Origin of the sequence: Flavobacterium adiutor, assembly GCF_048282555.1 — a bacterium.
In the GTDB taxonomy this organism is placed as follows: Bacteria; Bacteroidota; Bacteroidia; order Flavobacteriales; family Flavobacteriaceae; genus Flavobacterium.
The window spans coordinates 3,992,466-4,014,665 of record NZ_CP182487.1 but is presented as its reverse complement, the minus strand read 5'-3'; the positions used below and the strand labels follow the sequence as shown (position 1 = coordinate 4,014,665).

The following is a 22,200-nucleotide window of genomic DNA, read 5'->3' as shown; positions in this document are numbered from 1 at the left end:
ATACTTATGTTGTTAAATTTCAGAGTGTCTAATTTTCGTTCCATAAATGAAATGGTTGAATTGTCTATGATACCTAGCGATTTAAAAAATCCAATCAATGTAATCAAGAAAACAAATCTCCAAGCAACAAAAAATAAAGATTATTATGCCTTAACTTCTGCAGCTATTTATGGGGCAAATGCAAGTGGCAAAAGTAATATTATAAAAGCTTTATTTGATTTTAAAACTTTTGTGCAAAATTCAACAGATTATAAACCAAATGAATTTATTGAGTTATTTAATCCATTCAAATTGAGTGCTACATGTTTAAAAAAACCATCTTTTTTTTCTATTGATTTATTGATTGAAAATATTTTGTATGTATATTCTGTAGAGGTCTTTAATAATAAAGTTTTGAAAGAATCACTTTTTAGTTTTCCAAAAGGTTTGAAAGTTAAGGTGTTTGAGAGAGATCACAAAGAAATTACAAAGGGAAATGGGTATGAAGGGATTTTTGAAAGTATAAAGCAACGTACAAATGAAAACCAATTGTTTTTAGGAAAAGCTGCATTAGAGAATGTTAACTTAGCGAAGGATGTTTATGAAAATTTAAGAAGGTTATATATTTTGCCTACTGATAGGTTGCATTCTGATAGATTTAATGAAGTGTTCAGTAAAATTATGTTCGAGGATGTAGATGCCTGGGGAGGGATTTTAGACTTATCTAAGTCAATGATTCAGAAAATTGATACACAAGTTGTTGATATTAAAGAAAAAGAAGGTCGAATTAAAACTTTCCATTTGGATAGTAAAATGGAAAAAATTGAATTCAATTTTGAAGATGAATCTTCTGGGACACAAAGATTTATTGCTTTTGTACCATTTATATTAAATGCTTTGATTGATGGTCATGTTTTAATAGTTGATGAATTTGAAAGAAGTTTGCATCCTGAAATAGCGCAATATATATTAGGTTTATTCAATGATCCAGAAGTGAATAAAAATGGAGCACAATTTATTTTCGCGACCCACGACACAACTTTATTAAGTGCTGAAAATAATTTAAGAAGAGATCAAATCAATTTAGTTGAGAAAAATTCAAAAGGTGAAACCGAATTATATACGGTTTCGGATATTAAAGGTATTAGAGAAGGAAATTTTGAGAAATGGTATACAGAAGGAAGATTAGGTGGAGTGCCTAATATAGCAAAAGAAACTTTTAGATATGAATTAATTGAATTTATAAATTCATAATTATGGCTAAAAGACCTAAGAATAATTTTAAGGAAAGGCAGTTTAAATCAAAAGTTCTGATTCTTTGTGAAGGATTGACTGAGAAGAATTATTTTAATGCAATGAAAGAGGATTTAGGTTTGACTAAAACCATAGCTGTAAATGTAATTGACTGTAAAGGTGATGTAACGGATGTTTTAAAAAATGCAAAGAAAGAGGGTTTTGAAAAGATATTTGTAGTTTTTGATCATGATAATTTCCCACGAAGAGGAGATGTTTTCAAACTTGCTTCTCAAAAAAATGCTGACGTTATTTTTTCGAGTATATGTTTTGAGACTTGGTACCTGCTTCACTTTAAAAATTCTACAAAAGCTTTTACTTCGGAAGCGGAATTAGAAAAGGAATTGAAAAAATGTGCAGGAATGGAGAATTATGAAAAAAATAATTTCAAGCACTATTCAATTTTAAAAGATAAAATAGTTACAGCGAAATCTCATGCTGAAAAAAGCAGATTAACGGTTATTCAAAATAATGAAGGAGTAGAAGTATTTAATTTAAATCCTTTTACTAATGTCGATCAATTAGTAATTTATTTAGAAAATCAAAAAAATATGTAATAAAAAAAGAGCTTCGTCCGAAGCTCTTTTTTTGCGCGTGAGAAGGGATTCCAACCCTTAACTTTAAGCTATCCATTATGATAGTGGTTTGTCATAAAAATTGTGCTCACGCAGTCAAAGTTTTAAACACGCCGTTTTTTATTTTTTCCATAAGATTTAATTTTTTTAAGTAACAAGTTATACATTCATACAAAATGCCTAAACCTAATTTAAGGAACAAACCACAATCATAACCTGTTATCAATGTTATTATCCAACAGATTAAATGAATATCTTATATATTTTACCCCACCAATTCCACAAACTTAAATTCACCTTCCACAGCAACTTTAGTCAAGCCATGTTTAGATAAATTTTTCATCGAAGCATCCCATTTTTTACCGCTTAAATTTGCAGTAATTTTTAGTTGCTGAAGATCCATTTTATTATCATTTCCTTTCAATAAATCAACGATGAATTTCTCTTCATCAGAAAGTTCAATGGTTTGTTTTTTCTCCGGACGCATTTGCGGGAACAATAAAACCTCCTGAATAGAAGCGTTATTTGTTAAATACATAATCAAACGATCCATTCCAATTCCCATTCCGGATGTTGGAGGCATTCCGTATTCAAGAGCTCTTAAAAAATCCTCATCGATAATTCCGTTTGCTTCATCATCACCTTTTTCAGAAAGACGCATTTGATCTTCAAAACGCGCTCTCTGATCAATTGGGTCATTCAATTCAGAATACGCATTGGCGATTTCCTTTCCACAAACCATTAATTCAAAACGTTCTGTCAAATCTGGGTTATTACGATGCTCTTTACAAAGCGGAGACATTTCTTTTGGATAATCTGTAATGAAAGTTGGCTGAATATAATTTCCTTCACATTTAGCTCCAAAAATCTCATCGATTAATTTTCCTTTACCCATTGTTTCGTCAACCTCGATTCCCATTCCTCTGGCAGCTTCAAACAATTCTTGTTCTGTTTTACCAGAAATATCAAATCCTGTAAAGTGTTTGATAGAATCGGTCATCGTCACACGTGCGTAAGGCGCTTTAAAGTTGATTTTGTGCTCGCCAAAAGTAACTTCACTAGTTCCATTAACGGCAATTGCACAATGCTCTAATAAGCCTTCGGCAAATTCCATCATCCAGTTGTAGTCTTTATAAGCTACATATATTTCCATTGCAGTAAACTCAGGATTATGCGTTCTGTCCATTCCTTCGTTACGGAAATTTCTGGAGAACTCATAAACACCTTCAAATCCACCAACAATTAATCTTTTTAAATACAATTCGTTTGCAATACGCATGTAAAGCGGAATATCAAGCGAATTATGATGCGTAATAAATGGTCTCGCCGAAGCCCCACCAGGAATGGATTGCAATACAGGAGTATCAACCTCAAGGTATCCTGCATCGTTAAAATAACCACGCATTGCAGTAAATAACTTGGTACGTTTAATAAACGTTTCTTTTACTTGTGGATTTACAGTTAAATCTACATAACGCATTCTGTAACGCAATTCAGCATCGTTGAAAGCATCAAATATTTTTCCATCTTCATCCACTTTTGGCAATGGAAGCGGACGTAATGTTTTACTCAAGAAAGTAAATCCGCTTACACGAATACATTTTGCACCCACCTGCGTAGTAAACAATTCACCTTCAATACCAATAAAATCTCCTAAGTCGGTTAATTTTTTGAATACTTGGTTGTATAAAGTTTTATCATCGCCTTCACATAAAACATCACGGTTTACGTACAATTGAATGCGTCCTTCGCTGTCTTGTAATTCAGCAAAACAAGCTTTACCCTGATCACGAACACTCATCAAACGTCCCGCAACGATAACCTTCTTACCTTCTTCAAAAGTTTCCTTTATCTGCTTAGATGTATGATTTACAGGAAAAAGATTTGCCGGATAAGGATTGATTCCTAAGTTGCGTAAGTTTTGAAGTTTTTCTCTTCTGATGATTTCTTGTTCTGATAATGCCATTTTGTGCTCTTTTTTTAAGTCTGCAAAGATAAAATTTTTGTTTCAAGTTTCAACTCAAAGTGTTAAGGTTTTTTACAGCAGAAGTTTGAGGTTTTTTCATGAACTTTTGTTCCCGCTATTCATTATAATCTTTTATGCCGAACCCCGGCATAAAAGGATTTCCATTTCTATCGGGGCTAGATTAGAAATTTTTATTTTCAAAAGGCGTTTTAGTTAGAGGTCTTAGCAATAAAAGTGTTGAACTGGCTGTAAAAACTTAGCAACTTAGAATCTCAGAACCTTAGTAGCTTAAAAAAGTTCGTATCTTTGATAAAAAATTAAACATGATGAAATTATATAAACTACTTAGTTTTTCTTTTTTAATAGCAATATTAACAAGCTGTACTTTTACTGAAAGCATTACAATCAACGATAACGGAACCGGAAAATTCTCTGTAGATATGGACGGTTCCTCATTAATGGCTATGGCCGGAGACCAGATGAGCCAACAAATGGGGGCCGAAGCAAAAAAAGAAATTGACTCTTCTTTTACCTTCAAACAATTATTCGAAGCGAAAAAAGACAGTATCGCAAAACTTTCGCCAGAAATTCAGAAAGAGCTGAAAAAACTAGAAAATTTTGTGGTGAACACTAAAATGAGTTCTGAAAAGAAAGAGTTTTTAATGACACTTTCAAGTGATTTTAAAAATGTTAACGAAATGCAGGATATTCTGCAAACACTCGGCACACTTCAAAAACTAGAAGGCGGAGCAGCGACATCGCCTTTTGGGAGTAATTTTGGCAATAACAATAGTAAATTAAGTTATACTTATGACGGAAAGAAGTTTAGCAGAAAAGCAGTTATTGATACCAAAAAAGGGGCTGAAAAAGCAAAAGATTCTGCTCCGGATATGTCAAAAATGATCTTTGCATCGTCTAATTATATTTTAAAGTATCATTTTCCTAAAAGAATAAAGAAAGTTTCGAATCCGAATGCTTTGTTTAGTGAAGACAGAAAAACAATTACCATTCAATACCCTTTTACGGATTATATGGAGAATCCGGACAAGCTTAACTTTGATGTTGAGTTTGAAAAATAAACAAAATGAATAAAAAAATCCAACTTCAGGATCTGGGCAAAAAAGATTATAAATCGACCTGGGAATATCAGGAAGAACTTTTTAAGGACATAGTCGATTTAAAAATCAAAAACAGAAGGGAAGAACTTGATCTGCCTACGCCTAATTATTTATTATTTGTAGAGCATCCGCATGTTTATACTTTAGGGAAAAGCGGCGATCTTGAAAACTTGCTGTTAAACGAAAAACAGTTAGAAGCCAAAGGAGCGACTTTTTATAAAATTAATCGCGGCGGTGATATCACATATCACGGTCCCGGGCAAATTGTTGGTTATCCAATTCTGGATCTGGAAAATTTCTTTACGGATATTCATAAATACCTGCGTTTGCTTGAAGAATCTATTATTTTAACCTTGGCTGAATACGGATTAGAATCGGGGAGAAGCGAAGGAGAAACAGGTGTGTGGTTAGGTGTTGGAACTCCGTTTGCCCGCAAAATCTGCGCTATGGGTGTTCGTGCTTCCCGCTGGGTAACGATGCATGGATTTGCCTTAAACGTTAACGTTGATTTAGGCTATTTCGATAATATAATTCCATGTGGAATCCGTGGAAAAGGCGTTACTACTTTAAATGTCGAACTTGGTGTTGAAAAAGTGGATGAAGAAGAAGTGAAAGCTAAAATCTTACAACATTTTAAAGAACTCTTTGAAGCTGAATTTGTTTAATAACAGCTCTAAAAAAGTAAAACCGTTTCAAGTATTTATTTGAAACGGTTTTTTTATTTTGCCCCATTTTTAAATAGAAAGCGGTTTTTTTGTGAAATTATACTGAAAAAAGAAAAAAAATATTTTGCAAAAGTTAAGATTTTGAGATAAAGACAATTTGCAGCCTAGATTTTATTCTCTTGAGTATTTGCACTAAATTTGAGTAGTGCTATGAAATTTTAATTCCTGATTGGTTATGAGAAAAAGTTATTTATTCTGTTTCCTTTTTGTGCTTACTGGTCTTTTTGGCCAAAAGAAAGATAAATTATATCCGGTTACGGTTTATGAAAAGATATGGCAGGAGCGTAACACTGATGTAAGATTAAAAATGATAAAATCAATCTGGCTCGAGGAAAGTACTTTTGAGGATGCTTCAGCATCCATAAAAGGTATTGCTGCATTTAATAATGTTATCAATGATTTTTATAAAAAATATCCGGATGCTGTATTGACATCAGGGGCAAAAATTGTAAAAGATAATTATGTAAGCTGGGACTGGAAAATACAGGATTCTAAAAATAAACTGATAATGGGAGGCCGTGAGTTTGCCCGATTAAACGGTAAAGGACAAATCAGTAAAATAATTAGTTTCTGGAACAAAGATGCAACCTTATCGGAGGCTGATATTTTAAAGAATCTGGAAGCTGATAATTTGGAAGTGGTTGAAAAATATTTTGAAAGCCTTTTTAAGACGAAAGATTTGAATGCCATAGCTACTTTAATCGATGATGAAGCCGTTTATAATCAGGCGACAGGACTTCCTTATGGTGGGATTTATAAAGGTCTTGATGAATGGAATAAAATGTTTGCTAAATCAGCTGAATTCTTTGATTTTCAGATAGAAAAAGAACCTGTTTATTTTAGTGATGCTTCCAAAAATGAAGTTTTTATTTATTTTACCATAAGCTGTAAGGCTAAAAAATCTGGCAAAACACTTTCGATGCCAGTCTCTGAACATTTTGATTTGAAAAACGGAAAAATTACTGGAATCACGCCTTTTTATTTTGATACCAAACAATTTGCTGAATTTTTGAAGAGTAAAAAATAACGAATTACTTCCATTTAAAAGAATAATCAGTATTCGCAGATTGAAAACTCATTCTGATTTTTGATATTCATTTCAATTTTAGTGAACAGATTTTCAAGTGCTTTTTTTAGAGCTCAAAAAAATCCAGTTCCAACTGCTCAGGCAAGAGCCTGAAACTCATTCGGTGGTATTTTGTAGTTCCGTATTTTTTTATGGCTTCGCGATGTTCTTTGGTAGGATAACCTTTATTTTGTTTCCAGTTATACATCGGGAATTCTTTGTGAATTTCGTTCATAAATTCATCACGATAGGTTTTTGCCAGTACAGAAGCTGCAGCGATGCTTAAAAACTTTGAATCACCTTTTATAATGCTTTGATTTGGAATTGATTTTAATAACTCAATTTCAGTAGCAGAAAACTGTCTTCCCAAAGTATTTTTCAGCTCCAGTTTTGCATTTAGTGAACGATTACCGTCAACAATGATAAACTCGGGTGTTTGTTTTAATTTCAAAATACATTCCTGCATTCCTTTCATCGAAGCATTTAGGATATTAATTTCGTCAATCTCATCCGGATGCAAATGCGTTACGGCAAAACAAACTGCTTTTTCTTCTATAATCGGTTTCAGGGATTCTCTTATTTTCTCAGACAACTGCTTACTGTCATTTAAAAATGGGTGCTCAAAATCAGCAGGTAAAATCACAGCTGCAGCAGTAACGGGACCAGCCAGACAACCTCGTCCGGCTTCATCGGTGCCAGTTTCGAAAACATATCCTGAAAAATTTTTCTGAAGCATTCTGATGCGTTTTAAAACACAAAGATTATAAAATTTTCTCTAAAAATATGCGTTCTCATTCTGTTTACTAAAGCCATTGTATAAATTGATGTGTTTTTTTATTTATACATATTTATAATTTACCTTTGCTTTCGCAATCATATCCAAAAAACATTATACATACGCTATAAAATGAGAATACTTTTTTTTCTATATCTGTTAGTTCTGCCTTCCTTATCGTTTTCTCAGAAAGTAACTCCTAAAAAGAATTTAGATATGAATTCGCAATATTCAAGTATTACGGATACTGTAAAAAAGAAAAAAGCGCTTGTAGCTAAAATTGAGCAATATCAAATTGTTACGATAGAACATGATACCACCATTGTAGATACCTCTTTAACCATAAAAAGTGCCTATAGACAAAATTACCTTAGGAGAGATAATTTCGGACTTTTGCCTTTTTCTAATATTGGGCAAACCTACAATATATTGCAATACAGTCTTACTGATTTTTCTCCTTACCCGGATATGGGGTTTCAGGCAAAGCATTTTAATTTTATGAATGCCAGTGATATTCGTTATTACCATGTCGCAACACCGCTGACTGAATTGTTTTTTAATACTTCTGTTGGTAAAGGACAAAATGTAGATTCTTTCATTACCCTGAATACTTCAAAAAATCTCAATTTTTTTGCAGCTTACAGAGGTTTGCGTTCAGAAGGGAAATACATCAACCAGTTAACCAGTATTGGGAATTTCAGGATTGGGGCTAGTTATAATACAACGGATAAGCGTTATGTTTTATATGCCCATTATACTTATCAGGATGTTTTAAATGAAGAAAATGGAGGCATTACAACGCCTGATGATTTTGAAAGCGGGGATCCAACTTTTACAAATCGTCAGCGACTGGAGGTTTATCTTACTGATGCCGAATCTTTCTTAAAAGGGAAAAGGCTGTTTTTTGATCATGCATTCAGGATAAACCCTAAACAAGCAAGCAATAATTTATACGTTACGCACCAGTTTAATTTTGAAAATAAATTTTTTGAATACAAACAGCCTACTGTTTTATCAACAGTAGAAAATACTTTTGTAGAGCGGTTTGGGGAATCGTACGTTACAAGTAACATTAAAGATCAAACCCGTTTTGAAAAACTGTATAATAAAGCAGGGTTGACTTATGAGAATGTACTGCTTGGGAAATTTAATTTTTTCATTGACGATTACCGTTCAAATTATAAATATTACCGTATTATTCTTGATGAAAAAGAAAAAGGAAAGGTTGCTGTTAATGACAATTTATACAGGCAGGTTAATAATATTGGAGGGCAGTATGAATATCAGAAAAACAAATGGAATGGAAGGTTTTTATTGACAAGGTCCATTACAAAAGAAACCATTTCAGATTTAGATGCTAAGCTGAGGTATAATTTAAACGAAAAAATCCAGTTTGATTTTCGTTACCAAAACATAAGCAAACTTCCAAATAATAATTATGAACTTTACCAAAGCAGTTATGTACAGTATAATTGGGGGAAAGATTTTAAAAATGAAAAAATTAATTCATTTAGCGGAAAAATTTATACGCCATGGCTAAATGGCGAGGTTCAGTATTCTGTATTGAATGATCATTTGTATTTTGAAGATGTTTCAACGCCGGAACAAAAAGAAAACAGAACTCAAATCGTGAATCCGGCTCAATATGGGAACATAATCAACTATATATCGGTAAAAGCAAACAGGGAATTTAAATTTGGGGATTTTGGTTTCGATAATACCTTTTTATATCAAAAGGTAACACAATCAGAACTGATTTTAAATGTTCCGGATTTTGTAACCAGAAATACGTTTTATTACTCGGCTTATTTCTTTAATAAGGCACTGTTTATTCAAACCGGAATTATTTTTAATTACTTTACAAAATACTATGCAAATGATTACAATCCTGTAGTGGCAGAAATGTTTGTTCAGAACACTAAAAAGATAGGAGGTTATCCAACTTTTGATTTTTTCCTGAATGCAAAAATTCGCCAGACCAGAATTTATTTAAAAGCAGAGCATTTTAATTCGACTTTTGGCGAAAGCAATTATTATTCAGCTCCAAATAACCCATATCGCGATTTTACTATCCGCTTTGGTTTAGTTTGGAATTTCTTTCAATAAAAAACGGAATTTGTTTTTTTTATATTAAAGCAAAATTATACAAATACAGATATGGACTTTTCAAATAATATTTTAGGAACCATTGGCAATACACCATTAGTGAAACTTAATAAAGTTGTGGCTGAGATTGATGCTTTGGTATTGGCAAAAGTCGAAACTTTTAATCCGGGAAATTCTGTGAAAGACAGAATGGCCGTGAAAATGGTTGAAGATGCTGAAGCAGATGGACGCTTAAAACCGGGCGGAACCATAATTGAAGGAACTTCAGGAAACACTGGGATGGGACTTGCACTTGTAGCGATCACAAAAGGATATAAGCTGATTTGTGTAATATCAGACAAACAGTCTAAAGAAAAAATGGATATTTTGCGTGCTGTTGGTGCCAAAGTAGTTGTTTGTCCTACCAATGTTGAACCGACGGATCCAAGATCTTATTACTCGGTTTCTAAACGTCTGGCTGAAGAAACGCCAAATTCGTGGTATGTAAACCAATATGATAATTTATCAAATTCTCAGGCACATTACGAACAGACAGGACCTGAAATATGGAAACAGACAGATGGAAAAATTACCCATTTTGTAGTGGGAGTAGGAACGGGTGGAACTATTTCCGGAGTTGGAAAATATTTAAAAGAGAAAAATCCGAACATCAAAATCTGGGGAATCGACACTTATGGGTCTGTATTTAAAAAATACCACGAAACAGGAATTTTTGATGAAAATGAAATCTATTCTTACATCACTGAGGGAATAGGGGAAGATATATTGCCTAAAAATGTTGACTTTTCGTTAATCGATGGTTTTACAAAAGTAACAGATAAAGATGCAGCGGTTTATACCCGAAAAATTGCATTAGAAGAAGCGATATTTGTTGGAAACTCTGCAGGGGCTTGTATAAAAGGATTATTGCAGCTAAAAGAACATTTTAAGCCTGATGACGTTGTAGTGGTTTTATTTCACGATTCGGGAAGTCGTTATGTAGGTAAGATGTTTAACGATGACTGGATGCGGGAACGTGGTTTTCTGGATGAAAATGTAACAAAAGCAGAAGATGTTATCAAAGATCATATTGACAAAGAATTAATTGTTGTTCGTACAGAAGAATTGGTTTCGCATGCTATTGAACGTATGCGTAAATACAAAATTTCACAAATTCCGGTAGTAGATATTAACGGCTTCGTGGGGTCAGTTGATGAAACAGACCTGTTCAGAAGTTATGTAGCAGACAAAAATGTTGCCGAAAAACCGATTAAAGAAGTAATGGGAAAACCTTTTCCGATTGTGAAATTAGGTACTTCAATTGAAGAGGTTTCAAAACTGTTCACAAAGGAAAATGATGCTGTTTTGGTAGATTTGGAAAATGGAAATCATCATATTATTACGAAATACGATATTATAGGAGCTATAAAATAAAACAGTCTTCATGAATAATTATAAAAGGCATACAGTCAAATAGGTATGCCTTTTTTTAGCTATTGTTTTTTTCTTCATAATAATCAGTAACCGTTTGGTTCGAATTATTTTTTTTCTGAAGTTCTGTTTGGACTATCGTTTATAAATTCTTCAACAGTCTGTAGGTCTGGATGTATCGATTTTTTTAGGCACCGAGTACAGAAGTTGTAATTCCCGATGAATGCCAGTCCATTCCCATAACAGCGCCAAAACTCTGGAACCAGAAAGGATTACTCAGCTTACTGATCACTTCTGATGTAGAAAACTCCATTGCAATAGTTTCAACAATTGCGAAGCCAAGTTTCGACATACGTTCGGCAAGCCATGGAGGTACATGTCCATAATACAATGGAAGATCTGCTGTTCCGGAACGTTTCATGAAGAGAGATTTTGTATGCTGTAAAAATACAAAAAAAGTTTTTAATGCCTTAGAGCACAGATCTGGATAACTATATATGAATTATTCTTTTTTTGTAAAACCTTTCCTTGTCATTTCACCCCAGCCTTTAGTTCCCCTGATTTTTTCTTTGTAGCCAACTAAGGCAGCATATACCGTAAGTGGATGAAAGTACAATGGTTCTATGAAAGCAGCCAGCAGAAGCTTCAAAAAATCGGCTTGCTTTGGGTATTTATGATAAGTAAACTCTTCACTAAACAAGGCTATAACTGAAAAGAACACAGCAAACGTATAGACAAAAAGGATTAGTAATAAGAAGAAATGCCAGTTAATAAAACCAAAAACGATAAATAATAAGGTTATAAGTAGGCCTGTAAATTCTATGGCTGGAGCCAGAAATTCGAAAAATGTCCAATAGGGTACACTAAGCATGCCCAGAAGTTTGTATTTAGGATTCAGGAACATTTTTTTATGAATTGTAAGAGTCTCAATTGTTCCTCTCATCCATCGGCTGCGCTGTTTTTTGAATATTTTGAAATCTTCTGGAGCTTCTGTCCAGCAAAGAGGGTCAGGTATGTAGCTAACAGAGTAGGGGAGTTTATTTTCAACCATATATCGGCGCATTCTGACTACGAGTTCCATGTCTTCACCTACCGTTTTTGTGTCATAACCTCCTGATAGTAATGCTATTTCTTTGTCAAATGCCCCAAATGCCCCACTGATAAGTAATAGTCCGTCAAGTCTGCCCCACGCCATTCTTCCTAAAAGAAAAGCCCTAAGGTATTCTAAAACCTGTATTCTTGGTAAAATAGCATCCGGGATGTGTACTTCAACAAGACGACCATTCCGGATCACACACTGATTCGCAATCCTTACAACACCGCCTGTAGCAATAATGCGTTTACCATGAGATTCTAAAAAAGGTTTTGCTAATTTTAATAAGGAGTCTTTGTCCAGGATACAGTCAACATCGATGCAGACAACGTAAGGATTTTGTGCAATATTAAGTCCAGCGTTTAAAGCATCGGCCTTACCTCCGTTTTCTTTATCGACAACAATCAGTTTTTTAAATGCAGCATTTCCGGAGGTGTATATTCCCCTGATTTTTTTGGTTTCGATTTTTAAATCGACTTCAAGTTCTGTCAGGACAAGATTGTAGGTATTCATCAGGATTTCCATCGAATTGTCTTTGCTTCCGTCATTCACGACAATAACCTCATAATTATTGTAATTTAAAGAAAGTAATGATTTTACATTTTCTTCGATAGTAAACCCTTCATTATAGGCAGGGGCAATTAAGGAAAGTTTTGGTGCAAATTCGCTGGTAAGCAATACTTCGTAGTCTACAAAACTATTCTTTTTAAGATAGCTCCTTAGCGCTTTTGTAGAAAGATAAGCTAATATGAGATAAGATGACATGATTAGGATGGCATATCCTAGTATTAGGAGTATATAAGCATCCAAAAACCACATTGTTTCACTATTAAAAAAACTCATTCGTATGCAAGATTTACGGTTAAGGCTTGTAATACACTTTGTGCTTCATATTGTATGAGTGTATTGGGAGCTTTTTGTGCCAATTGTTCTACATGCTTTAGTTTTTGCATAAGCTTAAGCTCTTTGATGAGTTTTAGCCCAAGCGTCACAACTGTTGTATTTTTAGATTCAAGCAAATATTCTACCCCCTGAACATCACCAATGTCGTGTTTTTTGAAGGCATTTATAATATTGAGCTGAGTCCAGTCATCAACAGGATAGGGGTGTTCCTTGAGATGTATGATTCCTTTTATCCCTTCCAGCTTAATGGAAGCATTAATAGCTGTAATTTTTAAGGTCTTGTTTCTGGATTTAGAAATGCTAATGATAGTATCAAAAGCTTCTGTAATATTCATTTCGGCCAATTCTGTAATTCCTTTACATTTTACTTCCCATTTACGGCTTTTAAGTTTTTTAAAAGAATTATTTATTAATTCTGAATCTTTGTAAAACTGCTCTAGTTTTAATGCATAAATACCATCGTAATTTTTGTGGAGATTGATAACAGATTCGGCGAGTACTGCTCTGAAGTAAGTGTTCTTCAAAAAAAGCGCATAATTTGAATCTTCTTTGACTGTATAAAAAGGAGTATCCATAAAAACTACTGAATACATTAACTCTACAATGACTTGCTCGTAATTATTTCTGAGTTTTTCCTGTTTTATTTTTCTGTTTCGGCTTTGGATAATTAATAAATACAGGATAACTGATAAACCAGCAAATAAAAAGATTGAACCCGTTAGAAAAGGTTCTACCCAATGACTGTTTCTATAAAGTTCCCAGATATTCATCATATTAAAACTTTATTATAAACGAATATTCAGTAATTTATTAATTCTTATTAAGAGTACTGGAGGGCTAATAGGTTTGGCAATAAATTCATTTGCGCCTATATCAAAAGAGTCTAATTCTATTTGTTCAACTCCTGAAGAAGTAAATATAATTATTGGAATGTCAGACTGGATATTTTGTCTGACATATTGTGTAATTTCCATTCCGCTTTTGCCGGGCATATTAATATCTGTCAGGATGAGGTCATAAGTATTCTTTTCAATAGCATCAAGTGCCTCCTGACCATCAGAGAACTGGTCAACGGCAAATCCTTTAGAAGTTAAGAAAAAAGATAATGATTTGCGTAAGATTTCATTATCTTCTGCTAAAACTATTTTCATTGGTTTGAATATTTATCTTTGAGCAAATTAATTTAATAAGAAAGTGCATACGTAAAGCTATACTATATTTTCGTCTTATCATAATTCCTTTAAAACTTTAACGACTTCAATAATTCCAGAATGTAAAATATTTATCTTTTCAAAGCTTTCAGAGGTAAATTTCCCCACAACGGCTTCCTGCTCGATAAACGATAGAAAGTTCGACAGATCTTTAAGCATGAAAATATCCACACTGGATCTCATGTTATGAGTCAGTCTCTTTACATTCTCTATATCGTTAGTATTAAAAGCCTCTTCCAGCTGAGCTAATTCATTTGGGAGTTTTTGTATAAACAAATCTATCATATCGTGCTTAAAGCTTTTATTACCGCAGGACATTTCATCTAAAAATGATAAATCGATTTTTATCTTTGGCGGATGTTTGGCATCTTTAGTCAGAACTGTTCTTATAGTCTCTAAAAGCATTGCCTGTTTAAAAGGTTTGGGCACGTAGGCATCCATTCCTGCATCATAGCAGCGTTCCTGTTCTCCTACAAGCGAATGTGCGGTCATGGCTATAATCGGAATGGTTAATTTCATTTCTTTCCTGATATACTCTGTTGTTTGGTATCCGTCTTTGACAGGCATCTGGAGATCCATTAATACTAAATCATAGTTGTTTTTTGATAACAGACTAATTCCTTCCTCGCCGTTTTCGGCAATATCTAATTCAAACCCAAAATTTTCAATGACACTTTTTGCAAGTTTCTGATTCAGTGCATTGTCTTCACACAAAAGGATTTTCAGTTTGCCCAGTTCTTCTTCAGGTAAGTTTTCAATTGGAGGTTCAGTATTATCAGCTTTTTTGTAAGTCAGGACAAAAGAGAATTCTGAACCCCGGCCTTCTTTGCTTTTTACATGCATTTCAGAGTTTTGCAGTTCTACTAATTGTTTCACAATACTTAGACCAAGTCCGGTTCCTCCAAATCTTCTGGTTGTGCTTTCTTCAGCCTGGGTAAAACGTTCAAATATAGTCTTAAGTTTTTCCTCTTGTATCCCTATTCCGGTGTCTTTAACCGAAAACCGAAGCGAATAATCATCATCAGTCTCGTTAACCTTTTTTACTGATATAGTGACTTCTCCTTCTTCGGTAAACTTAAGGGCATTGCCTGTAAGATTAACTAATATTTGGTTTAATCGTCCCTGATCGCCTATTACCATTTCAGGCAATTCGGCATCTAGGAATAGATTAAATTCGACACCATGGGATGCTTTTATTTTCAGTAAGTTATAGATATGTTTAAGTGTCTTTTTTAAATTGAATGGCTGAGCCTCAATAGTCAGATTGCCTGATTCGATTTTAGAAAGATCAAGAATATCGTTGATAATCAGAAGCAGATTCTCTCCGGCAATTTGTACACTATCAATATAATCTCTTTGGGTAGTATCTAATGCTGTCTGCGCCAACAGGTCTGTAAAACCAATTATAGCATTCAAAGGGGTTCTGATTTCATGGCTCATGTTAGCCAAAAAACTATCTTTTGCTAATACCGCGCGTTCAGCAATTTTTTTCTGGGCATCAAGCTCAGTGTTTTTCGTAGATAATTCTAATTGGTTTATTACATGTTTTGCAATAATTGATAACGCATTTCGCTGGTCTTCATTAAGTTCTTTAGAAACGTGGTCTACTGCACATAAGGTTCCAATGTTATAACCGTCAGGTGTTGTAAGTGGAATGCCTGCGTAAAACCTTACCTTAAATCCTCCTGTAACATTAGGGTCTTCTTTAAACCGTTCATTTAAATGGGTATCGGGGATTTCAACCAATTTAGAATCCATAATCGTGTACTGGCAAAAGCTAATTTCGCGAGGAACCTGTGTTACACCGATCCCAATTTCCGATTTAAACCACTGTCTGCTCTCGTCTATAAAAGAAATATGAGCGATTGGAACACCACAAATATAGGAAACAAGTTTTGTCGCATCATCAAAGGCATGATCCGGTAATGAATCAAGAATGTTGTATCTTTTTAATGCTGCTAAACGTTCTTTTTCATTGTGAGGTATAGGAAGTTCTATATTTTTCATTTATCAAAGGTAAATGTATAAATATAATAATTTGATACAGAATTTCCAATAATTTATAAGCAGAGTCAAGTTTTATTAAAGAACCAGAGAGAGTATTGCCGATTTTGTTTCAAGAGTTGTATGCTGCATAAAAAAGAAAGCAAAAACAAAAAAATAAAGCGGTTCAGCTTTAATTAAAAAGTCGCCCCCCTTTTCAAATAGAATCAAAATATAATTATTTATAAGTATGCCTGAGCTACAAATGAAACAGGAAATAATTACCTCATCAATAATATCTTCATCCTGAATAAATAAAAAGATGTACTTTCGTCCTTTTAAAATAACACTTGGGCATTGGTTACAGAGTGTTTACTTAAAATGTTTTAAATAATTAAAAAATGAAAATTAAAAAAACAAATACTATTTTATTCATTGGTCTATTGCTGATATTAAGCAGTTTTACAAGTTATATTATTAACAGATGGAATATTGAAGATGGATTCAGGATTCATTTTTCAGGTAATAGTGTAGAGGGAATTTTTGAGAAATTTAAAGGAGAAATTATTTTTAATGAAAACGCATTAGAAGTTTCCAATTTCTCTTTGATCATTGAAGTAGAATCTATAGCAACAGGAAACTGGCTGAAAAACCGTCATGCTAAAAATGACAAATGGCTGGATGCAGATAAATATCCGAATATTACGTTTAAATCCACAAAATTTTTGAAAACAGCTGCGGGTTTTGCCGTAAAAGGCATTTTAACAATACATGGCATTCAAAAAGAAATCACAATTCCATTTACCTTTTCAAACCAAATTTTTAAAGGAAACTTTAGTGTAAACAGAATGGATTACAAAATTGGAAATATGGAAGGGATGTCTAAAAAAGTTTCTAACGAAATAAGAATAGATTTTTCGGTGCCTGTTACTAGAAAATAATAAGTTTCACCCGTAGCGCATTATTGAATTAGACTAATTTTTAGGTTATTAATATTTCTGTTGAATACAAATTTGTTTAAATGTTGTATTGTGTTTAAGGTGATTATTTTTGAAAGAATCCTTGTTTTTAAATTCTAGAAAAGATTGGTATAATTACGTCTAATCATAAACTGGTTACATAATTGAGAAAACCAAGTTTCTATTCTTTTTCTGAACTTTTTAAATTGATAAAACTGCGGTTTATAGTCTTTTTGATTTGTTCTTTTTGGTTTTTCTAGTTGAATATTAACTTCATTAAACAAATCAAGCTGAATAGTTTGAGAGAGGTAGCTGCTATGGCTAAGTAGCACACAATCTGATAATTGTAATTTTATGTCTTTCAGAGAATGAATGTCGTGAACAGAAACAGGTGTCAAATCAAAACTTTGAAAAACACCTTCAATTGAGCATACTGCATGTAATTTGTAACCGTAATAATGTAGATTTTGAGAAGCACAAAATCCTTTATTTGGTCGTGCATAAGTTTCTTCTTTACCTATTTTACTTCTTGAAGAACGATCTATTTTATAAACTTCTAAAGGCATACTGTCAACCACAAGATAATTTTCAAATTCATTAAATTTTTCAACCATTTTCATTCTGATTTTTTCGATGTAAGGAAATAACTGCCGTTTTCTTCTATTTATATACACTCCGTTCTACTTTTGAACTAATCCAATGTGTATTTTAATTGTCTCTCCGCTTTTTTTTGCACACCTATTCTTTTCAGATTAAATATCGGGAAGCAGTTAATAAATATATAACGAAATAGTCTTATGCTTTTATTTCGACCTCTCATGGATAAAAATCCCGTATTCATGCCTTTTTTTTAATTTGAACTATGACCTCACACTAATTTTATTACAGAAATAAGATTAGATGCATGCACCAATTTGCCTCAGAATCACTTTCCGAAACCAGACGTAACTAACCTGAAAAGGATCAAAATACATAACAAAATGGAAAATTCAAACGGCTTACAACAGCAAACATGCCCTTATAGAACAAGTTGGAAATAATGCTCCATTTTATATTGGAAATGGACTCGTTACAACTCCCGCAGGTCAAAGCGGATCATTGAAATTATGCATCAACGATGATTTAAATGCTGAATACGGAGCCGGATTAGCGGATAATATTGGTAGTCCTCAGGTACGTATAAAAATTTAAAAGACTAACATAAATCTCTTCAGTTTTATTGCTGAAGGGGTTTATTACCGAAAACAAAACACCCCTAATTATAATAACCAAAAAATGAAACCTGCCAAAGAATTTACGGTCGCAGATTATCTGCTTACCCGACTTAAACAATTAAATGTCACCGAGGTTTTTCAAATTCCGGGAGATTATGTAAAGCATTTTACACAGGCTCTGGAATACTTTGACGGAATTGAAACCATTGGGACTTCAAATGAACTAGATGCTTCTTATGCGGCAGATGCTTACGCACGTACCAGAGGTTTAGCTGCCGTATCTTTACAATACGGAGTAAGTACTTTTAGCGCATTGAATGCTATTGCAGGAGCTTATGTAGAGCGCAGCCCGGTTGTTGTAATTAGTGCCACACCCGGAGCAGATGCAAGACAAATAGGAAGTATGTACAATGTACTTTATCATCACTCTACAGGTAATCTTAACGCCGATCAGGAAGTGTATGAAAGAGTAACTGTTGCTGCCGAGACACTAAGCACTTCTGCAGGCGCTCCTGAAAAAATCGATAAATTACTGATTGCAGCGCTTACACACCAAAGACCTGTGTATATAGCGTGTTATAAAGAGGTGTGGGGCGAACCTTGTCCTAAACCTTCCAATAAAAAACTGGAACCCGAAATAATAAAAAGTGAACCAGCAGCACTTGAAAATGCTGTTTCTCAGGCATGGTCTCAAATTAGTCAGGCCAAAACACCTATAATTTTGGCAGGTGTAGAGCTTTTGCGTCATAAACTAACAAAACAATTAGAAGAACTTATTAAAGCCAGTGGAATGTTGTACACTACAACTTCACTTGGAAAAACGGTTCTGGATGAAAAAGGCGATAAATTTATCGGAACCTATTCTGATCAGGCTTCCATACCCGAAGTTATAAAATTGGTCGAAGCTTCAGACTGTATTTTATCTTTAGGAACTATTATTACTGATGATTATTTATGGCTGGTAGAAAATAAATTTTCGGATATGATTCAGGTAACAACTCAGGAAACCAGAGCTGGTTATTTTACCTATTCGGGAGTAACTTTAAAAGACTTTATCGAAGCCTTAACAGAACGATTTAAAAGAGCTTCGGGATATCCTTTAAAAGCAATAGCTCCGGCTCAGCCAAAATTCCCGGAACCATGGCGTTCCAACTCTGACCCTAAATACGATTTAACGCCGGAAGTTATAACATTTAACCGCTTTTTTGAGCATGCTGCATCTTTTCTGAAAAAAGAAAAAATGCTGGATGATATTGTAATGACTTTTGGTGTAAGTTCATCAATGTACGTAGCTACCAATATTTACGGATTATCTCAAAACGCTTATATTTCTTCGGCTGCGTGGCAGTGTATTGGTTTTGAAACCGGTGCAGCTTCAGGAGCTCAGTTAGGAAGCGGTAAACAAGCCTTGACTGTAGCCGGTGACGGTGGTTTTATGATGATCGCACAATCACTTTCTACTCTTGTAAAATACAACATCAACTCTGTAATTTTTGTAATGAGCAATGGAGTATATGCAATTGAACAGGTATATGTTGACATGGACTCGTTTAAAGCAGGCCCAGATCATAAGTTTGATGCATTTGATATTCTTCCAAAATGGGATTATCAGGCACTTGCCAAAGCATTTGGAGCAAACAGCTACCGAGCTGAAACCGTGTCAGAGCTAGACGAAGTGCTTCTAAAACTTAAGAAAAAAACAAATCTTCCCACTCTGGTAGAAATTGTAATTCCTCAAAAAGATCTGGCACAGCAAATGGCAAGACTGGGAAATGAATAAAGCCACTATCTATAAAACTACTAAAAAATCTAAAAACATACTATCATGAGCAAAAAGACATACTCTATTTTTGGAGCAGGCGCAGCCGGACTCTACACGGCGTGGAGATTACTCGATGGAAAATCTAAACTCGCCAAAAACGAAAAAATGCTCGTTAAAGGCGATGTGTTAGAACTCTACGATTGGGGGAAATATGATTTTTCTAAAAAAAATCCAGGAACCAGAGAACCGGGCGCACGTGTTTGTACATGGCATTATAAAGACGACAAAGACAATTCGTACCTTGAATTAGGAGGTATGAGATATTTATATTGGGATGGAACTCCTGAGGGACCCGGACATCGTTTAGTGACTAAAACCATTGAAGAACTGGATTTAAAGAAAGATTCAGTTCCGTTTAATGAATCAGCAGACCCATTACTGTCTTTGCGTTCAAAAAACATGTATATCTCAGATATCAATTCTAACCAGCCAGCTCCCTATTTTGCAAACAATTATGCTCAGGATGCTCCGCCAGATAATGGGTTTACAACGATACAATCTGTAGCGATCACACAAACATCTGGGCCGACTACCCGTAGAGAATGGTGTAAATTTTATGAAGAAGGAAGAATCAATATTGATATGCCTGACAGTTCAATCTTTCAAAAAGGAGACTTATTAAAAGAAATTGGATATTGGAACCTGGGTTATGATATGCTTGGTCAAGAAGGATTTAGTTATTTATCTGATGGTAACGGCTACAGTTCAAACGTAGTAAACAGCAATAGTGCTCAGTCATTTAATGTGAATGATGAGTTTCTTCCGGGAACAGAATACAAAACATTAATAAAAGGATATTCCAGCTTATTTGACAGCTTATTTGAAGAAGTTGAAAAATTGGCAAAACAAAAAGGAATTACACTAAATTATTACCCAAATGTTAGGCTGCGTTCTATTTTGCACACCAAATCTGGAGTAAATTTTACAACTGCAACACGCAAAGATCCGGATGCACTTGCAGAAAGAAAAAAATGTGATGCAGCATTTCTTGCTATGCCAAGGGCAGCTATTGAATTAGTAGCACAGGCATCGAGATATAGCGATGCAGAAGGTGTAGATGTACTAAATCATGAAAAAGTACAGCTGTATTTAGAGTCTGTATTGATGGAACCGTCATACAAAATAGGAATGTTTTTCGATACACCCTGGTGGAGAGTAACCGAGGCCGGAAGCCCTACTTATCCAGCTAAACTAACAAGTTATTTCCTGACACAAGAAGGAATTGAGAAATTAAAAAAAGAAAATTTCCCGTCTAAATATCTTAAAGAAATAGAAAAGGCTAAAAACCCAGTTATTATAGCAAATACCTTTAATGACAAAGCCAGTTTTATAGCTGCTGTAGAAAATGCAATCGAAGAACGTTTAACTTTTAAAGAAGAAAAACAAATCGCAGCGATTGCAGAATTAGATACTATTGGGCCAAGTATTACCGATATGCCTATCCGTCAAGTAGTTTATTTTGGTGATAATGCCAGAGACGGAAAAGGGAAAAAAGTATACGGTATTTTAGCCAGTTATGATGATATTCAATATTCAACATTTTGGAAACCTCTGGAACTTGGACCAGATGCTACACGCGAAATTCCTGAATCCAGAGACTGTCAGCCGCTTGAAGGGCCAAGAGATGCCACTCCTGTAATGGTAAAAATGCTTCGTTCACAATTAGCATCATTGCATTTTGGGCCACAGGCTGATTATTCGTATGTGCCTGAGCCTTTAGAAACGAGATATATGGACTGGTCACTTCCTCCTTTTAATGCAGGATATCATGCCTATAAATCGCATTATAATTTAGGTGATGTGCAAAGAAAAATTAGAAAACCATCTCAGCTCGTTCCAAATACAGACAGCGAAATTTTTATTGTAGGAGAAACCTATTCAAACGATCAGGCTTGGGTAGAAGGGGCATTTTGTACTGCTGAATCTGTTTTGAATGATTTCTTTGGAATGGAACCTATTATTGACGAAAAATACTATCCATTTATCAGTCCGGAATAATCTA

Annotated in this window: 18 protein-coding genes; 10 read left to right on the top strand and 8 right to left on the bottom strand. The window is 34.2% G+C overall.

Annotated elements, in window-relative coordinates; translation table 11 throughout:
• Positions 1 to 66: 66 nt before the first annotated feature.
• Together ACNC7R_RS16995 and ACNC7R_RS16990 are read left to right on the top strand one after the other, a co-directional pair.
• Entirely contained in the window at positions 67 to 1,233 is a 1,167-nt protein-coding gene (locus ACNC7R_RS16995; protein WP_417942224.1) for an AAA family ATPase, read from the top strand.
• A gap of 2 nt (positions 1,234 to 1,235) precedes the next feature.
• Complete coding sequence (locus ACNC7R_RS16990; protein WP_417942223.1) at positions 1,236 to 1,829, top strand: RloB family protein; 594 nt, start codon at positions 1,236 to 1,238, stop codon at positions 1,827 to 1,829.
• Between the two features lie 283 nt (positions 1,830 to 2,112).
• Here the strand turns inward: ACNC7R_RS16990 and lysS are convergent, their stop codons facing one another.
• Positions 2,113 to 3,813, bottom strand: a complete 1,701-nt coding sequence (lysS, locus tag ACNC7R_RS16985) for a lysine--tRNA ligase (protein ID WP_417942222.1) — start codon at positions 3,811 to 3,813, stop codon at positions 2,113 to 2,115.
• 326 nt (positions 3,814 to 4,139) lie between these two features.
• Between lysS and ACNC7R_RS16980 the strand changes: the two genes are divergently transcribed.
• The 3 genes from ACNC7R_RS16980 to ACNC7R_RS16970 all read left to right on the top strand — a co-directional run bounded on the left by ACNC7R_RS16980 (position 4,140) and on the right by ACNC7R_RS16970 (position 6,683).
• On the top strand, positions 4,140 to 4,892 hold the full coding sequence (locus ACNC7R_RS16980) for a hypothetical protein (RefSeq protein WP_417942221.1): 753 nt from the start codon (positions 4,140 to 4,142) through the stop codon (positions 4,890 to 4,892).
• A gap of 5 nt (positions 4,893 to 4,897) precedes the next feature.
• Entirely contained in the window at positions 4,898 to 5,596 is a 699-nt protein-coding gene (gene lipB / locus ACNC7R_RS16975; protein WP_417942220.1) for a lipoyl(octanoyl) transferase LipB, read from the top strand.
• A gap of 235 nt (positions 5,597 to 5,831) precedes the next feature.
• Positions 5,832 to 6,683 carry a nuclear transport factor 2 family protein gene (locus ACNC7R_RS16970; RefSeq protein WP_417942219.1) on the top strand — a complete coding sequence of 284 codons (852 nt, stop codon included), beginning with the start codon at positions 5,832 to 5,834 and terminating at the stop codon, positions 6,681 to 6,683.
• A 106-nt stretch (positions 6,684 to 6,789) separates the two neighbouring features.
• Here ACNC7R_RS16970 and ACNC7R_RS16965 read toward each other — a convergent pair whose 3' ends face one another.
• Positions 6,790 to 7,458, bottom strand: a complete 669-nt coding sequence (locus ACNC7R_RS16965; protein ID WP_417942218.1) for a ribonuclease HII — start codon at positions 7,456 to 7,458, stop codon at positions 6,790 to 6,792.
• A 171-nt stretch (positions 7,459 to 7,629) separates the two neighbouring features.
• Here ACNC7R_RS16965 and ACNC7R_RS16960 point away from each other — a divergent pair, with 171 nt between their 5' ends.
• Both ACNC7R_RS16960 and ACNC7R_RS16955 read left to right on the top strand, forming a co-directional pair.
• Positions 7,630 to 9,603, top strand: coding sequence for a putative porin (locus tag ACNC7R_RS16960; RefSeq protein ID WP_417942217.1), 1,974 nt, complete (start codon positions 7,630 to 7,632; stop codon positions 9,601 to 9,603).
• Between the two features lie 51 nt (positions 9,604 to 9,654).
• The gene (locus ACNC7R_RS16955) at positions 9,655 to 11,016 is read left to right on the top strand and encodes a pyridoxal-phosphate dependent enzyme (protein ID WP_417942216.1); all 1,362 of its coding nucleotides are present in this window, start codon (positions 9,655 to 9,657) and stop codon (positions 11,014 to 11,016) included.
• A gap of 184 nt (positions 11,017 to 11,200) precedes the next feature.
• On the opposite strand, the gene ACNC7R_RS16950 is transcribed toward ACNC7R_RS16955, so the two are convergent.
• The 5 genes from ACNC7R_RS16950 to ACNC7R_RS16930 all read right to left on the bottom strand — a co-directional run bounded on the left by ACNC7R_RS16950 (position 11,201) and on the right by ACNC7R_RS16930 (position 16,227).
• Complete coding sequence (locus ACNC7R_RS16950) at positions 11,201 to 11,434, bottom strand: DUF763 domain-containing protein (protein WP_417942215.1); 234 nt, start codon at positions 11,432 to 11,434, stop codon at positions 11,201 to 11,203.
• Positions 11,435 to 11,515: 81 nt separating this feature from the next.
• Complete coding sequence (locus ACNC7R_RS16945; protein ID WP_417942214.1) at positions 11,516 to 12,949, bottom strand: glycosyltransferase family 2 protein; 1,434 nt, start codon at positions 12,947 to 12,949, stop codon at positions 11,516 to 11,518.
• Positions 12,946 to 13,782, bottom strand: a complete 837-nt coding sequence (locus ACNC7R_RS16940) for a hypothetical protein (protein ID WP_417942213.1) — start codon at positions 13,780 to 13,782, stop codon at positions 12,946 to 12,948. Before ACNC7R_RS16940 ends, ACNC7R_RS16945 begins: the two co-directional genes overlap by 4 nt.
• Positions 13,783 to 13,794: 12 nt before the next feature.
• Positions 13,795 to 14,160 (bottom strand): response regulator transcription factor, encoded by a 366-nt coding sequence (locus ACNC7R_RS16935; protein WP_417942212.1) that lies wholly within the window; start codon positions 14,158 to 14,160, stop codon positions 13,795 to 13,797.
• Between the two features lie 78 nt (positions 14,161 to 14,238).
• A complete protein-coding gene (locus ACNC7R_RS16930; RefSeq protein WP_417942211.1) occupies positions 14,239 to 16,227 on the bottom strand; it encodes an ATP-binding protein in 1,989 nt (662 codons plus the stop codon).
• 377 nt (positions 16,228 to 16,604) lie between these two features.
• On the opposite strand from ACNC7R_RS16930, the gene ACNC7R_RS16925 reads away from it, so the two are divergent.
• Entirely contained in the window at positions 16,605 to 17,144 is a 540-nt protein-coding gene (locus ACNC7R_RS16925; RefSeq protein ID WP_417942210.1) for a YceI family protein, read from the top strand.
• A gap of 134 nt (positions 17,145 to 17,278) precedes the next feature.
• Here the strand turns inward: ACNC7R_RS16925 and ACNC7R_RS16920 are convergent, their stop codons facing one another.
• A complete protein-coding gene (locus tag ACNC7R_RS16920) occupies positions 17,279 to 17,782 on the bottom strand; it encodes an IS982 family transposase (protein WP_417942209.1) in 504 nt (167 codons plus the stop codon).
• A 655-nt stretch (positions 17,783 to 18,437) separates the two neighbouring features.
• On the opposite strand from ACNC7R_RS16920, the gene ACNC7R_RS16915 reads away from it, so the two are divergent.
• Both ACNC7R_RS16915 and ACNC7R_RS16910 read left to right on the top strand, forming a co-directional pair.
• Positions 18,438 to 20,156, top strand: coding sequence for an alpha-keto acid decarboxylase family protein (locus ACNC7R_RS16915; protein ID WP_417942208.1), 1,719 nt, complete (start codon positions 18,438 to 18,440; stop codon positions 20,154 to 20,156).
• Positions 20,157 to 20,201: 45 nt separating this feature from the next.
• The gene (locus ACNC7R_RS16910; protein ID WP_417942207.1) at positions 20,202 to 22,196 is read left to right on the top strand and encodes a hypothetical protein; all 1,995 of its coding nucleotides are present in this window, start codon (positions 20,202 to 20,204) and stop codon (positions 22,194 to 22,196) included.
• Positions 22,197 to 22,200 lie beyond the last annotated feature (4 nt).